The organism is Candidatus Delongbacteria bacterium, from assembly GCA_020634015.1.
Lineage (GTDB): Bacteria > CAIWAD01 > CAIWAD01 > CAIWAD01 > CAIWAD01 > JACKCN01.
Window position 1 is genome coordinate 1 of sequence record JACKCN010000001.1, and the last position, 15318, is coordinate 15318.

The window sequence follows — 15318 nt, forward strand, 5'->3', positions numbered from 1 at the left end:
GCTACCTCGTCCACTACCGCGTCCACTACCGCTGTCTGACACCTCGACAGTCGCCAAGGCGGTTGGAGGGACCGTCGGGCCAACGGGCATGACGACGGTCCCGACGATGGGGGCACCGTCCCGGGGACCTGGCGGGGCGTCAGACAGGGTGTGCTGGGGGAATGCTCAGGAGTCCGGGCCGGCGTCCGCCTGCTGGCGTGCCGTGCGCCAGTCCTGGTCCCGGGAGAGGGGGAAACAGCGGCGGAAATCGTCCTGGAAATGGGCCATGCGCGACGCATCGATGGGGTCGATGGTGGCGTTCTTGAGCGAGAAGGGGTCGATGCTGCGCCCGTGCTCGATCATTTCGTAGTGCAGGTGCGGTCCGGTGGCCAGCCCGGTTGCCCCCACGTAGGCGATCAGCTGATTCTGCTCGACGCGCACGCCCTTGCGGATGCCCTTGGCAAAGCCCTTGAGGTGTCCGTAGAGCGTGGTGAAACGATTGTTGTGCTTGATGCGCACCACGTTGCCGTAGCCCTTCTGCCAGCCAGCGTACTCCACCGTGCCGCTGGCACTGCTGACCACGGGGGTGCCCGATGCGGCCGCGTAATCCACGCCCTTGTGCAGACGCACCTTGCGCGCGATCGGGTGTCGGCGGGTGCCGAAACCACTGCTGATGCGGCGGTAGTTCAGCGGCGAACGCAGGAACTGCTTCTGCAGGGACTGCCCGTTCTGATTGAAGTATCCCGGTGTATCACCCAGCTCGCTGTAGATCGCACGCAGATCGGTTCCCTTCTGCTGGAAACGGGCGGCCAGGATGCGTCCGGAGCGGCTGCGGCTCTCCGGGAGCCAGCCGCCTTCATAGAGTTCTTCCTCCCAGACCAGCCAGAAACGGTCGCCGCTGCGGATATCCGTCAGGAAGTCCACGTCCCATTGGAAGATCTCCACGAAGTTCATCACGGCGGCCGGATCACCGCCCGCATTGATCAGAGCGTCCCACAGATTGTCCTGGATGGTGCCCTCGGCCATGCACAACACGCGCTGTCGATCCAGGCTGTCCAGCAGGACATGGCCGCCCTCGAGGGGCATCCGGTAGCGACGATCGAGGCCGTTCTGGATGTTCAGCCAACGCTCACCGCGCTCGTCCTGGAGCAGGTTCCATTTCTGGCCCGCCTGCAACAGGCGCGGATTGCCCACATCACGGAAACTGTCGCACAGACCGGCGATGCGATCCTGGGGCACCTCCAGCTGCAACAGCAGATTCTCCAGGGTCTGGCCATCGGCGAACTGTCCTTCCTGGAGCATGCCCGCGCGCGGGATCCAGCCGTAGCCGGCCTCGGCGATCTCTTTCGGGAGGGGTCCCGCTTGCAGCAGGACCACGAACAGCAGCAGGAATCCCCATGTGGACATGCCATGGCGCAGGAAAGTCATCGGCGGGCTCCCGTTTGGACCAGTTGGGCGAACAAGGTTTCGAAGGCATCGATCCGGTTTCCCCAGCCGTGTGCACGACGGGCTTCTTCCAGGGCGGCGGCTCCGATTCGCGCGCGCAATTCCGGATCGGCGGCCAGGCGCAGGATGCCCTCCAGCAGTCCCTGGCGCCCGTGGTACAGCACGCAGTTTCCACCGTCGCGCATCACTTCGCGCACGGCAGGGGTGTCCTCGATCAGGCTGGCCATGCCCATGGCCATGTACTCGAAGACCTTCATGGGAAAGCCGATGTCCGACCAGTCGTCACTGTAACAGAAATCCATGCCCGCCATTTCGTGCGCCAAGCGTTCGTGGGGCACAAAACCGCGGAAGGTGATCCGCCCCGCCAGTCCCGGGGCCTCGCTGGCCCGGCGATAGTGTTCGCCCCAGGGGCCATCGCCCACCACGAGCAGAGTCAGTGCGGGCACCCGTGCGAATGCGTCGGGCAGCACGGCAAACAGGTCATCCAGACGCGCATTGCTCAGCTTGCCCACGAAGCCCAGGACCAGAGCCCCCTCGGCCTTGCGGACCACCGGCCCTTCGCACTCGAGTTGTTGCTGGAACACATGAGCATCACAGGCATCGCGAATCACATGGATCGGCCGACGCGTCCAGCGCGCCAGCAGGTCGGCATGGGCCTGGTTCACCGTGGTGACCACCGTGCTCGGCCAGAGCGTCAGATGCTCCATTGCACCATATAGCCAGGACAGCAGCGTGTGGCGCAGGATGCGCCGATTGTTCTTGCGCACCTGATGGTAATGCACGCCCATCACGTCATAACAGATCGGGTCGTGCCAGTGCAGCAGGCGCAGGGCAAGCACACCGAAGGCCACGAAGAGCTCGTCCACGAACCAGGCCTGGGGCCGAAAGCGGCGCCGGGCGATCAGGATGCCCGGAACCAGCGCCAGAGCGAACACGGCCATGTCCAGGGCGCGGGAGCCCGTGCCCGGAGTGGGCACCAGCAATTGGCGCACGCCGCGAAAGGTGCGTTCCTCGAAGCGCATCCGCGTGTTGGGGCCGATGGCCGTCACCTCGTGCCCGCGCTGCTGAAAGCCATCCAGCAGGCGCACCCAGCGCAGGATCGCAGCGGGCAATGCGTTTTCGTCCACAGGGTGCTGCTGGATGAAACACACTCTCACTGGCCTGGCTCCCGCAGCCCGGGCAGCTGCCCGAAAACCTGCTCGTAGCGCGCGGCCAGCACGGGCCAGTTGAGTCGCTCCTCGATCAGGGCACGGCTGGCCTGGCCCCAGGCATGCAAGCGCTCGGGCTGGCTGAGGGCTTCCACCAGCGCGCGGGCCAGAGCCTCGGGGTCCTTTTCGGGCACCAGCAGTCCGTTGTGGCCGTGGATCACCGCCAGGGGAATGCCGGCCACGCGGGTGGCCACCACGGGGCGGGCCAGCGCCATCGCCTCGAGGATCACGTTGGGCAAGCCATCGATGTTGCCTGCCCGGTCGCGCACACTGGGCATCACGAAGAGGTCGGCGGCGGCCATCAGCGGAGCGATGCGGTCCCGCAGCAGACGCCCGGCGAAACTCACCCGGTCCTCGACTCCCGATTCGCGAGCCAGGGTCTTCAGTTCCTGTTCCAGATCGCCCTCGCCACCGATCACCAGCCGCAGGCCGGGATGGGCCTTGCAGACCGTGGGCAGCGCGCGCAGCAACACGTCAAAGCCCTTCTTGTAGACCAATCGGCCCAGGGCCACCAGCAGCGGACCATCGGCCCCGGCCAGCCAGCGTGTGCGCTCGGCAGCCACCACCTCCTCGGTGGGAGCAGGACCCAGAAGGGATGGATCGGCCGCATAGGGAATCACATGGCTGCGCTCGCGCGGGAAACCCAGATGGCAGATCCGGTCGCGCAGCTCGGGACTGCAGCTCGTGAGCCTGTCGGTGGCGCGCACGGCAATGCGGCGCATGAGGCTGTAGGGAAAGCCCTTCTCGGCCACGAAGACATCGCTGCCATGCAGTGTGCTCACCAGGGGCACGCGCGTGAGCCAGGACACCAGTCCGGCCATGCAGCCATTGGGCAGAAACCAGTGGGCGTGCAGCAAATCCGGGCGCTCGCGGCGCACCTCACGCCAGAGCCGCCAGGTTCCGGCCAGAATCAGCAGGGGAGCCAGCAGCAGCAGTGTACGCTTGAGGCGCACATCGGCCTCGATGGTACGGCTGTAGCCCAGCCGGTGCCAGGAATCGACGGGGGCGTAGCGGAAGGCCAGCAGGCGCACCCTGCGCCCAGGGCGTTCCAGCTGCAATTCGGGATCCCACGCGGTCAGCACGCGTACCGAATGGCCGCGCGCCGCCAGTTCCTCCATCAGGAATTCGACGAAGGGGCCGTTGGTGTCTCCCGGGTAGCGGGGATAGGTATGGGTGAGCGCCAGGATCTTCAGTGCCGTCACGCCTCCAGGGAGTCCTCGGGGTCCGCCGAGCACTCGCCGATCTTGTAGGCCACGGATTGCTGCTGGCGGGTGAGCATTTCACCCAGCAGGCCCAGACTGAGCAACTGCACCCCCACGATCAGCAGCAGCATGCCCAGAAAGAGCAGGGGCCGCCCATTGATCGGTTGATCCAGCATCAGCTTGGCGAAGGCCAGCCAGCCATTGATCAGCAAGCCACTGGTGATGAACAGCAGACTCACCGGGCCAAAGAAGTGCATCGGCTTCTTCATGTAACGCGTGGTGAAGACCACGGTCAGCAGGTCGAGAAAGCCATTGATGAAGCGATTGAGTCCAAACTTGGAATTGCCGAACTGGCGCGCGTGGTGCTCGACGACCATTTCGGTCACACGAAAACCCATCATGTGGGCCAGTGCGGGCAGGAAGCGGTGCAGTTCACCGTAGACGTCCAGCGACTCGACCACCGCACGTCGGTAGCACTTGAAGCCGCAGTTGAAGTCATGCAGCCGGACTCCGCTGGCCCAGCTCGTGACACGATTGAACAGCCGCGAGGGCAGGGTCTTGCTCAGGGGATCGTGCCGCACCTTCTTCCAGCCGCTGACCAGGTCCCAGCCTTCGGATTCCAGCAGCTCCAGAAAGCGCGGGATTTCCTTGGGATCGTCCTGGAGGTCGGCGTCCATGGTGAAGACGATCTCGCCGCGCGTCGCGGCAAAGCCCGCGTGCAGGGCGTCGGACTTGCCGAAATTGCGCCGGAAGCGGATGTAACGCACGCGCGGGTCCTGATCGCGGGCCTCACGGATCACGTCGATCGAGCCATCGGTGGAACCATCGTCCACGAAGATCAGCTCCCAGCTTTTCCCCGGCAGGGCCGAGAGCACCTCGCGCAGGCGGGCGATCAGCCCGGGCAGGCTCTCGACCTCGTTCAGCAGGGGAATCACGACGCTGATATGCATGGGCTTTCCAATCAAACGGGCCCGCTCCGGCGGGCGGGATTCAACGTCGCAGATCCAGGGAGAGGTACTCCACCAGCACCACCTGGCGCCCCTGGCCATCCTCGGGGGTCTGCTCCACCCTCAGGATGCGCGGCCGCCAACGGCCGTTCCGGCGGTGGATCCGGTCCAGTTCCAGACTCAGGCCGGGCAGTTCCATCCGGTCACACAGTCCCGTCAGCGGGTCCACGCGCCAGGTTGTGTCACCGGAGGCGAACCGGGCGGGGGGACCCGGATCGAAACGGGCCTCCGCTCCCGGCTGCAGTTCACCCCAGAGCAGCATGCCCAGGTATCCCCGGCGTTCCAGTTCGCCACTGAAGAGATCGCCCAGCAGCGAGGAATCGAGCAGGGTCAGCATGGGCTGCAGGCGTTCGTCACTCAGGACCAGCCCCTCGCCGCCCGTATCCAGACGGGCCAGCTCGGTGCCCAGGCCGGTGCGCACGACCATGTGCAGGCCGCGGTCGCGCCTCCAGTCTCCTTCAAGGCGCAGCACGCCCTGACCCATCCGGCTGTCCAGATGGACGCGGGCCTCGATGCTGGCGCGGCCGATATCCTGCCAATTGCGCTCCATCCAGGCGCGCAGACCGACCCCGTCCCAGGACTCACGCGGCGGTGGCACACTGGAATGGATGCACGCGGACAGGAGAAGCAGCACCAGCAAACGGGGCAGTTGTCTCACGAGCGCTCTCCCTTGCGCAGGAGCTGGGCCAGGGCATCCTGCAGGGATCCTTCGGGTCGCGGACCACGGGACTGACCACCACCGGAGGGTCGCCCTTCCTGGCCTTCCCGCTTGCCGGAAGGCTTTGCCGGGCGTGCCCCACGGGGCGCAACCTCGCCGCGCGCCGGGCGTGCGGTTTCGTCCAGGGCCTTGATCGACAGGCCCACGCGCCGCCGTTCCAGATCCACGGAGACGACCTTGACCTTGATCCGCTGCCCCACGCTGAGCGCTTCCACCGGGTGGGAAATGCGGCGGTGACTGATCTGTGAGACATGCACCAGGCCATCATCCTTGAGCCCGATGTCCACGAATGCGCCGAAGTCCACCAGATTGCGCACGGTGCCTTCGAGGACCGAACCTTCCCGGAGGTCCTCAAGACTCAGCACAGCTCCGCGCATCAGGGGCGGGTCCAGTTCCTTGCGCGGATCACGCCCGGGTCGGCGCAGTTCCTCGAGAATATCCAACAGGGTGGGCAGGCCCAGACCGACGTTGGGGGCCAATTCCGCCAGATTCTCCCCGTGTCCGTCGATGGCGGCGGCCAATTCGGCCGGGCTGGCGCTTTCGACCCCGAAACGCCGGGCCAGCTGTCCCACGGCCTCGTAGGCCTCCGGGTGCACGGCTGTGTTGTCCAGGCTGTTCTCGCCTTCGCGAATCCGCAGGAATCCCGCACTCTGCTGGAAGGCCGCGGGCCCGATGCCCTTCACCTCCAGCAGCTGCTCTCGCCGCCGGAACGCGCCGTTGGTGTTGCGGTGCTCCACGATCCGCCGGCTGCTGGCGCGTGTGATTCCAGCCACCTTGGCCAAGAGAGGGGCGCTGGCGGTGTTCAGGTCCACTCCCACCGCGTTGACGCAATCCTCGACCACGCCATCCAGGTGCTCGCCCAGGCGGCGGGCATCCACATCGTGCTGGTACTGGCCCACGCCCAGAGACCGGGGGTCGATCTTGACCAGTTCGGCCAGTGGGTCCTGCAGACGGCGGGCGATGGAGATGTTGCCGCGCAGCGAGGCGTCCAGGTCAGGAAACTCCTCGCGGGCTTCCTCGCTGGCGCTGTAGACGCTGGCGCCGGCCTCGCTGACCACCGTGTAGCGCATGCTCAGGCTGGAGTCGGCAATCACTTCGGCCACCAGGCTCTCGGTCTCGCGGCTGGCGGTGCCGTTGCCGATGGCGCAGACCTGCACTCCGTGGCGCTGGATCATGGCCAGCAGGGTCACCTTGGATTGCGCCCACTGGTTGCGGGGAGCGTGAGGGTAGATGGTGGTGCCTTCGAGGTAACGTCCCGTCGTGTCGATCACGGCCACCTTGCAACCGGTGCGGATGCCGGGATCGATGCCCAGCAGCACCTGCCCGACCAGAGGCGGCTGCATCAGCAGCTGGCGCAGGTTGCTGGAAAAGATGCCCAGACTGTGCTCTTCGGCGGCCTGGGTGATCTCATTGCGCAGGTCACGTCCCAGCGAAGGCAGGGTCAGCCGGGCCAGACCATCGGCGGCGGCGGCTTCCAGCTCCTCGCGCCAGGGACTGTCGGGATTCACCAGCCAGCGTTCCAGAGTCCGCTCCAGACACTGGCAGGGCTCCCAATCGATGGACAGGCGCAGGATGCCCAGATTCTCGCCGCGGTTGAGGGCCAGCACCTGGTGCGGCTTCAACTCATGCAGCGCCCCGCGCCAGGTTTCGTAGAGCCGGAATTTGGGTGCTTCCTCGTGGGCCGCCTCGGTGCGCTGGGACTGGAGTCCCGCCTGGCGGCGCCCGGACTGCCGCAGCAGGTCGCGCAGGCTGGCGTCCTCGTTGATCCACTCGGCCACGATGTCCCGCGCTCCCGCCAGCGCGTCCACTGGATCGCTGGCCTGGCCCAGCCAATCGCCGATCGACCGGGGACCGGGCAGAGCGTCGGGAGCCAGCTCGACACCTTCCTGGGACAGGCGCTCGGGTTGACCGCAGGCGCTGGCGGCCAGGATCGCCGCCAGGGGGGCCAGGCCCCGCTCGCGGGCCACACTGGCCCGGGTCCGCCGCTTGGGGCGGTAAGGCAAGTAGAGGTCCTCAAGTTCCGATAGACTCTCACAGGCCAGCAGGCGCTGCGCCAACTCGTCGCTGAGCTGGCCCTGATTCTCAATAGAGGTAAGGATCGTGGCACGCCGCTCGTTGAGCAGATTCCAGTGCCCCAGGCGCTGCTCGATCTGGCGCAGTTGCACCTCGTCGAGGGACCCGGTCACTTCCTTGCGGTAGCGTGTGATGAATGGTATGGTGTTGCCCTGCTCGAGCAGGTCACAGGCCGCCTGCACCTGCTGCAGGCGCAGGTTCAGCTCGGCGGCGACTTTCTGGACGGGATCCATCGGGCTCCAATGCGGTTTGGGGGGCGTGGAGATGCAGGTCCGGAAATGGGGACCACTGCCGCCGAAAATAGAAATTCCCCGCCAGCGGCGGGAGGGAGCATGCCATGAACTTCCTGCTCAAGCTGATCGGTCTGCACGGCCGACCCCAGGAATTGCTGGATGGTGAACTGGAGGAACTGCTCAAGGAGGAGCAGGGCCCCATGGTGGTTGAATTCTACGGCCATGGCTGAAGCACCTGCCGGACGGTGTCCGGCTTGCTCTACCGGATTCGTGATGACTTCGAAGGCCGGGTCCGGGTCTGCCGCGCCGATGTGGCGCGCAATTCCAGCAGCGCGGCCGGGCAGGGCATCCGCTCGATTCCCGCGGTATTGGTCTTCGATCGAGGCCGTCGGCGCTCGCTGACATTCGGCCACATTGACCCTCGCGACATCTACGAACAGCTCGAAGGTCTGTTGCCCGACGACCCGGGGCCCTCGAACTGACCCGGATCGATCCTGGAACCATGCCCCCCTTCCCCATCGGGAAGGGGGCTTTTTCTTCTCCGCCAGGTCCGCTCCCACCCAGGACTTCGCAGTACTCGCCTAGGCCCGGCAGCTTCCTTCAAAGCTGAAGAGTGTGCTGCATGCAGCGGAATTCAAGCATTTCCGCAAAGACCCGAAAGAATGGGAGCAGACGGAACGGCCTGGCCGGGTCGTCGGCGGGAAATGGTCGTGTGCCGTTTCCCTTCCGGAACCGCGGTGTGACACCGGGATCCGGAGTCGGATTCAAGCATTCTGGAACGCGGACGATGATGTCCGCAGAACGCGACACACGAAGGCCGAAGATAAGAGGTGAGACCATGAGTCTGCGGATCAATCACAACGTCCTGAGCATGCGTGCCCACAGGAATGTGTTCAACACGTCAAAGTCGATGGATCAGGCGGTCACGCGGCTGTCTTCCGGACTCCGCATCAACTCCGCGGACGACGATCCAGCCGGCATCGCGATTTCCGAGCGTTTCCGGTCGCACATCGCGTCCATGGAAATGGCGGAGCGCAATGCGAGTTACGCAATCAACATGTTCGCCACGGCGGAGGGCGCTCTGGGATCCATCGACGACAAGTTGATCCGGATGCGCGCCCTGGCGATCGAGGCCTCGAACGGTACCATGAGCAGTGCCGACCGCAGCTTCCTGAACGTCGAGTTCATGCAGCTGAAGAGTGAAATCGATCGCATCGCCAACGTGACCAACTACAACGGCATCTTCATGCTGGACGGCACGTATTCGGCGGGAGCCAGCGGGGGCGCCGGGCAGGGCATCAAGCTGCACATCGGCATCAACAACACCTCGCTGGAAGACTTCTACTACGTGAACTTCGCCGACATGCGCGCCAGCGCCCTCGGCCTGACCTCGACGGTGGATCTGACGAACACGGCCCAGTCCCAATCGGCCATCGGGATCCTCGACAGCGCGATCATCATCAAGGACACCGAGCGCACCCGCGTGGGTTCCTACGTGTCACGCCTGAACTACACGGTCAGCAACCTCCAGATCTCCCGCGAGAACGCGGTGGCCTCGGAGAGCACCATCCGCGACGCGGACATGGCCGTGGAGATGAGCTCCTACACCCGGGCCCAGGTGATGATGCAGTCCGGCATCTCGATGCTGGCCCAGGCCAACAGCGTGCCCAACATGGTCGCCGGCCTGCTGCAGTAGACGCGATGGGGAAGTGAGTCCCCGGCATGAATTCTCACTGGTGTGGTACACCGTACCACGTCGCACTCTGGGCGCGGCAGACTCCACACTGTCGCGCCTGTTTTCTCTCTCCCGGCCGAAAGGCCCCCGCACCAGACACGACTCCAGGCGATTCCGCCTCTTCGCGCGAAACGTGCGCCCCCCACCCCCGCCGCATGAATGCCACATGCGCGCCCCTGACGTCCGCCCGTGGATTCCCCACGAGCTACGAATGCATGATGCCCCATTCGGGGCTTGGCAGGCAGCGAGCGTCAGACGAGGCGAAGCCGTATTCCCCTTCCTCCGCACCAGCGGGGGAAAACAAACCGAAGGTGTGATGAGATGGGGGCCATTTCGTGGCAGGATGAACCTGAAGTGTCCTGCCCAGCGTGAGTGCCCCATCCCCGCAGCATGAACGCCAATCATGCGCGCCCCGACGTCCGCCCGTGGATTCCCCACGGGCTACGAATGCATGATGCCCCATTCGGGGCTTGGCAGGCAGCAACTGTGTGCCAAGGCGAAACCCTCATCCCAACCGAAGCAAGCACGATCACGAGAGAGCTTGCCACAGGATAGATCAATCTTCTTCCGCAGCGGTGACGCCGGTGGCGGAACCATCGAGACGGAATGGTCGGGCATGAGCGTGGGCCGCCGCGCTTGGCCCGAAGGACCGCATCGCGGGCCAAGTTTGCGCGGCGCGAGGCCTGCGAAGAGGGTCTTTCTTTGGCTCCACCTTGCTTTGGACCCGTCCAAAGAAAGGTGGAAAATGATGGGCCACCGGAGGCGGTCCCGGGCCGAGGAAGGCATCACGGAACCCCGTCAGTGACAGGATACCGGTGGAAGAGGATGGAAGATTGAGGGTTCGAAGACTCCGGTGCGGCCGATGCCCACATTCCCCGGATTTCGCCGGAAAGCCAGATGACGAGATCAGGTGTGTGGGGCTTCATCGGGCCCGGCTGGAAGCTACGGCGTCTCGCGGTGGGTGATGTGGCGGCGCGCCCACGCATCCGCCCGTGGATTCCCCACGGGCTACGGATGTGTGATGCCCCATTCGGGGCTTGGCAGGCAGCGCCTGTGTGCCGAGGCGACGCCATGATCCCTTCCCTCGCGCAGCGGGGGAAGGCCCGCCGACAGGCGGGATGGGATGGGGGCATGGGATGGCCGGTGTAACCGTTCGGGATTCCCGCTTGCGCGGGAATGACATGCTTGGGGGGCGCCACTCTGGGTGACCTGTTTCGCATGGATGACGGATTGGGACCGATGCCACACGCCTCTGATCCATCCCCTTCCACAGCGGTGACGCCGGTGGCGGAACCATCGAGACGGAACGGTCGAGCAGGGTGCGTGGGCCGCCGCGCTTGGCCCGAAGGACCGCATCGCGGGCCAAGTTTGCGCGGCGCGAGGCCTGCGAAGAGGGTCTTTCTTTGGCTCCACCTTGCTTTGGACCCGTCCAAAGAAAGGTGGAAAACGATGCATCACGGGAGGCAGTCCCGGGCCGAGGAAGGCATCACGAACCCCGTCAGTGACAGGATACCGGTGGAAGAGGATGGAAGATTGAGGGTTCGAAGCCTCCGGTGCGGCCGACGCCCACATTCCCCGGATTTCGCCGGAAAGCCAGATGACAAGATCAGGTGTGTGGGGCTTCATCGGGCCCGGCTGGAAGCTACGGCTGGAAGCTACGTCGCCATGTGGCAATGGTTCGATCGTGAACTCAGGTGTCGTCTCATCATAGGCAACCAGCTTTCGAGGGAATGACACGAGAGAGGGTGGGAGACTGGTTGTCGGAACCCGGAGCTCTCAGTCTGTGAGCAGACAGACCGCCTGTGCCGCGATGCCTTCGCCGCGACCGGTGAAACCCAGGCCCTCACTGGTGGTGGCCTTCACGTTCACCTGTGATGCGTCGATCTGCAGCGCGTTGGCGATGTTCTCGATCATGCGGGGAGCGTGGGGAGTGATCTTGGGCAGTTCGCAGATCACGGTGGCATCGACATTGGCCACCCGGAAGCCGCGGGACCGCAGCAGGGTGTGCACGCGCTCGAGCAGCACCAGGCTGTCGGCGTCCTTGAAGTCGGGATCGGTGTCGGGAAAATGGCGGCCGATGTCGCCCAGGCCGGCTGCTCCCAGCAGGGCGTCGGAGATGGAGTGCAGCAGCACATCGGCGTCGCTGTGCCCCAGCAGGCCCTTGGCGAAGGGAATGGTCACACCGCCGATGATGCAGGGGCGCCCCTCCACCAGCCGGTGGACGTCAAATCCGTGTCCAACGCGCAACCAGCTCTCCTTTCAGCAGGGCCGAGGCGATCACCCGGTCGGCGGGGCGGGTGATCTTGAGGTTCCACTGAGCACCTTCCACCGTGCCGACCCGGGGCTTCGCGGCATCACCCGCGCGCTCTTCCAGCAGGGCTGCGTCGTCGGTGACCTCGATGCCGTGCTCGGCGGCATGCCGGTGCAGTTCGAGGATCAGCCCGAAGGGAAAGAGCTGGGGCGTCTGCACCAGGGCCAGTCCGTCGCGGGGCATGGTGCCCAGCAGCAGTTTGTCGGCGTGGTGCTTCACGGTGTCCACGATGGCCAGGCAGGGCACCACCCCACCCAGTTCGGGCTGCTCGAGCAGGCGCGCCATCAGGGTGCGGTAGAGCTCGGGGCTGGCGAAGGGCCGTGCCGCGTCGTGGATGAAGACCGCGTCCGTGCTGCGCGGCAGCGCTTCCAGCCCGTTGAGCACACTGGCCTGGCGCGTGTCACCTCCGGTGACGAAGATCCGCCGGGCGGATCCGGGCACGGGAGCCAGCAGCTCTTCGACCCGCTCGCGCTGGCCAGCGGGGTGAGTGATCACCACACTGTCCATGGGCAGCTCGGCCAGGGCCCAGAGCGCGGTGACCAGCGGCGGCAGCCCGTCCTCGCCCAGCGGCTCGAACTGCTTGGGGCTGAGACCGCCCATGCGCTTGCCGCTGCCGCCGGCACAGAGAATCGTGGCACACAGGGGCCAGTTGTCGCTGGGGATGATCGCCATCAGAGAATCAGCATCGCATCGCCATAGGAGAAGAAGCGGTACTTCTCCTTGACGGCCTGCTTGTAGGCTTCCATCACGAAATCGCGCTCCGCGAAGGCGCAGACCAGCATCAGCAGGGTCGAGCTGGGCAGGTGGAAGTTGGTGATCAGGCGGTCCACCACCTTGAACTCGTAGGGTGGGTAGATGAACTTGTCGGTCCAGCCCGAGTCGGGGTTGATGCCGCCGTTGAAGCGGGCGACCGTCTCCAGCGTGCGGCACACGGTGGTGCCCGTGGCCCAGACCTTGCCCTTGTTGGCGATGCTCGCGTTCACCTTGCGCGCCGAATCGAGGCCCACTTCGTAATACTCGCTGTCCATCCGGTGCCGGGTCAGATCCTCGACGTTCACCGGGCGAAAAGTGCCCAGGCTGACGTGCAGGGTCAGCGGGCAGATGCTCACGCCGTGTTTCTCGATGCGGGTCATCAGGCGCTTGGTGAAGTGCAGACCCGCCGTGGGCGCGGCCACCGCTCCCACCTTGTCCGGATGGGCGTAGACGGTCTGGTAGTTCTTCACATCCTTCAGGTCGGGCTGGCGGCTGATGTAGGGCGGCAGCGGAGTGCTGCCGTACTTCTCGATCAGCTTGTGGAAATCGCCTTCGTAATTGAAACGAACCACGCGACCTCCGGAGGTCGTGTTGTCGATGATGTCGCAGCTGATGCCTTCCATCAGGGTGATGGTATTGCCCATGCGCACCTTGCGCGCCGGCTTGACCATGATCTCCCACATGCTGTCGTTCAGCTCGCGCAGCAGGAAGACTTCGATCTCGGCGTCGGTCTTCTCCTTGTAACCCGTCATGCGGGCCTTGATCACGCGAGTCTCGTTGACCACCAGGGAATCCTGGGGCTGCATGTACTCCACGATGTCCTTGAACAGCTTGTGTTCGATGGTCTGGGTATCGCGATGCAGCACCATCAGGCGGGACTTGTCCCGGTCCTTGAGCGGTTCCTGGGCGATCAGCTTCTCGGGCAGCTTGTACTTGAAGTCGGAGAGGCGCATGGGTCGGTCTCGTGCTTGGGGCCCCCTTCCACCGGACACGGTGGAGCGGGCGATGATCGGTTGGGCGTGTGTCAGGCGCTGCCGGGCTGGCTGCGTTCCAGGTGACTCCACGCCAGCGGCGTGGCCACCCGACCGCGCACGGTCCGGTTGATGAAACCTTCCTTGACCAGGAAGGGCTCCACCACATCTTCCAGTGTGTCCGCTTCTTCCCCGACCGCCAGGGCCAGGGTGTTGAGCCCGCAGGGTCCGCCGTTGAACTTGTCCAGCAGGGCCAGCAGGATCTTGCGGTCCAGATTGTCCAGCCCGCGGCGGTCCACCTGGAGGCGTTCCAGGCCGAAACGGGCGATCTCGTCGGTCACGGTGCCGTCGCCGTGGACCTGGGCAAAATCGCGCAGGCGCCGCAGCAGGCGGTTGGCCACCCGGGGAGTGCCCCGGCTGCGCATGGCGATCTCGCTGGCGGCATCCGTGGTGAGACTCACGCTGAGCATGCGCGCGCTGCGCTCGAGGATCTCGGCCAGTTCGGCGCGCGTGTAATGTTCCAGGTGCAGCACGATGCCGAAGCGCGCCATCAGCGGGCGAGTCAGCAGGCCGGCACGCGTGGTGGCTCCCACCAGGGTGAAGCGGGGCAGGGTCAGTTGCACGCTGCGCGCCGCGGGGCCCTTGTCCAGCAGAATGTCCAGGGTGTAATCTTCCATGGCCGGGTAGAGGTACTCCTCCACCACGGGGCTGAGACGGTGGATCTCGTCAATGAAGAGGATGTCGCCATCCTGCAGATTGGTCAGCAGCCCCGCCAGGTCGGCGGGTTTCTCCAGCACCGGTCCCGACGTGACCCGGATCTCGCCTTCCATCTCGCGCGCGATGATGTGAGCCAGGGTGGTCTTGCCCAGACCGGGAGGGCCGTGGAAAAGGCAGTGGTCCAGGGCTTCGCCACGCTGGCGGGCCGCCTGGATGTAGACGCGCAGGTTGGCCTTGTGGGCTTCCTGTCCGGTGAACTCGTCCAGCAACAGCGGGCGCAGCCGGCTCTCGAGCCGGTCCTCCTCGCCGAAACTGCCGGCCACCAGACGCGTCTCGTCGTCCATCAGCTTCCCTTCTTGAGCACCTGGCGCACCAGATCGGCCACGCCGGGCCGGCTCTCACCGGCGGCCTGCAGCACCTTGCGGGCCGCGACCAGCTCCTTCTCGGCCAGAGCCCGTTTCAGGCCCAGGGCCTCGAGGGCGTCCATGGCTTCCAGCAGCTCGTCGCCTTCCGCGCGGGTCTCCAGCTCCAGCTCACCTCGGAAGGTCTCGCCGGCATCCAGGTCCTTGACCCGGTTGCCCAGTTCCAGCACCAGGCGCCCGGCGGTCTTCTTGCCGATGCCCGGAATCGAGGTCAGTTTCGCGCCATCGCCGAAGCGTACCGCCTGGATCAGCTCGTTGGGGCTGAGCGCCGACAGAATCGCCAGCGCCACCTTGGGCCCTACCCCACTGATCCCGATCAGTTCCCGGAACAGCTGACGTTCAAGGGTTTCGTGAAAGCCGTAGAGGGCCAGCACATCCTCGCGGACCACCAGATGCACGAACAGGCGGGCCTGGGCACCCGCCACCAGGCGACGACTGGTGCCGAGGCTGGTATTCAGCAGCCAGCCCACACCGGCCACCTCGAGCACCACCTGGGTGCCACGGGCGCTGATGACCGAGCCGCGCAGGAATTCGTACACGGGC

Annotated in this window: 13 protein-coding genes; 2 read left to right on the forward strand and 11 right to left on the reverse strand. The window is 65.5% G+C overall.

The features are described 5' to 3' along the window. Window positions 1-165 precede the first annotated feature (165 nt). Genes H6678_00005 through H6678_00030 form a run of 6 tightly spaced genes read right to left on the reverse strand, consistent with a single transcriptional unit; the run spans window position 166 to window position 7866 of the window. Window positions 166-1407 (reverse strand): M23 family metallopeptidase, encoded by a 1242-nt coding sequence (locus H6678_00005; GenBank protein MCB9472178.1) that lies wholly within the window; start codon window positions 1405-1407, stop codon window positions 166-168. Beyond that, window positions 1404-2582, reverse strand: coding sequence for a glycosyltransferase family 4 protein (locus H6678_00010; protein MCB9472179.1), 1179 nt, complete (start codon window positions 2580-2582; stop codon window positions 1404-1406). Before H6678_00010 ends, H6678_00005 begins: the two co-directional genes overlap by 4 nt. Further along, window positions 2579-3835, reverse strand: coding sequence for a glycosyltransferase (locus H6678_00015; GenBank protein MCB9472180.1), 1257 nt, complete (start codon window positions 3833-3835; stop codon window positions 2579-2581). The genes H6678_00010 and H6678_00015 overlap by 4 nt, the downstream gene beginning before the upstream one ends. Continuing rightward, complete coding sequence (locus H6678_00020; protein MCB9472181.1) at window positions 3832-4785, reverse strand: glycosyltransferase family 2 protein; 954 nt, start codon at window positions 4783-4785, stop codon at window positions 3832-3834. The genes H6678_00015 and H6678_00020 overlap by 4 nt, the downstream gene beginning before the upstream one ends. A 40-nt stretch (window positions 4786-4825) precedes the next feature. After that, window positions 4826-5500: a hypothetical protein gene (locus tag H6678_00025; protein ID MCB9472182.1), complete on the reverse strand. Its 675-nt coding sequence runs from the start codon at window positions 5498-5500 to the stop codon at window positions 4826-4828. Continuing rightward, on the reverse strand, window positions 5497-7866 hold the full coding sequence (locus H6678_00030; protein MCB9472183.1) for an RNA-binding transcriptional accessory protein: 2370 nt from the start codon (window positions 7864-7866) through the stop codon (window positions 5497-5499). Before H6678_00030 ends, H6678_00025 begins: the two co-directional genes overlap by 4 nt. A 254-nt stretch (window positions 7867-8120) precedes the next feature. Between H6678_00030 and H6678_00035 the strand changes: the two genes are divergently transcribed. Then, the gene (locus H6678_00035; protein ID MCB9472184.1) at window positions 8121-8348 is read left to right on the forward strand and encodes a hypothetical protein; all 228 of its coding nucleotides are present in this window, start codon (window positions 8121-8123) and stop codon (window positions 8346-8348) included. A 356-nt stretch (window positions 8349-8704) separates the two neighbouring features. Then, a complete protein-coding gene (locus tag H6678_00040; GenBank protein MCB9472185.1) occupies window positions 8705-9562 on the forward strand; it encodes a flagellin in 858 nt (285 codons plus the stop codon). A gap of 1815 nt (window positions 9563-11377) precedes the next feature. Here the strand turns inward: H6678_00040 and H6678_00045 are convergent. From H6678_00045 to ruvA, 5 genes are all read right to left on the reverse strand, one after another. Further along, complete coding sequence (locus H6678_00045; protein MCB9472186.1) at window positions 11378-11848, reverse strand: 2-C-methyl-D-erythritol 2,4-cyclodiphosphate synthase; 471 nt, start codon at window positions 11846-11848, stop codon at window positions 11378-11380. Next, a complete protein-coding gene (locus H6678_00050) occupies window positions 11826-12584 on the reverse strand; it encodes a 2-C-methyl-D-erythritol 4-phosphate cytidylyltransferase (protein ID MCB9472187.1) in 759 nt (252 codons plus the stop codon). Before H6678_00050 ends, H6678_00045 begins: the two co-directional genes overlap by 23 nt. Further along, window positions 12584-13618 carry a tRNA preQ1(34) S-adenosylmethionine ribosyltransferase-isomerase QueA gene (gene queA, locus H6678_00055; GenBank protein ID MCB9472188.1) on the reverse strand — a complete coding sequence of 345 codons (1035 nt, stop codon included), beginning with the start codon at window positions 13616-13618 and terminating at the stop codon, window positions 12584-12586. Before queA ends, H6678_00050 begins: the two co-directional genes overlap by 1 nt. A gap of 71 nt (window positions 13619-13689) precedes the next feature. Then, the gene (gene ruvB / locus H6678_00060) at window positions 13690-14697 is read right to left on the reverse strand and encodes a Holliday junction branch migration DNA helicase RuvB (protein MCB9472189.1); all 1008 of its coding nucleotides are present in this window, start codon (window positions 14695-14697) and stop codon (window positions 13690-13692) included. Next, window positions 14697-15314, reverse strand: coding sequence for a Holliday junction branch migration protein RuvA (ruvA, locus tag H6678_00065; protein MCB9472190.1), 618 nt, complete (start codon window positions 15312-15314; stop codon window positions 14697-14699). The genes ruvB and ruvA overlap by 1 nt, the downstream gene beginning before the upstream one ends. Window positions 15315-15318: the final 4 nt, after the last annotated feature.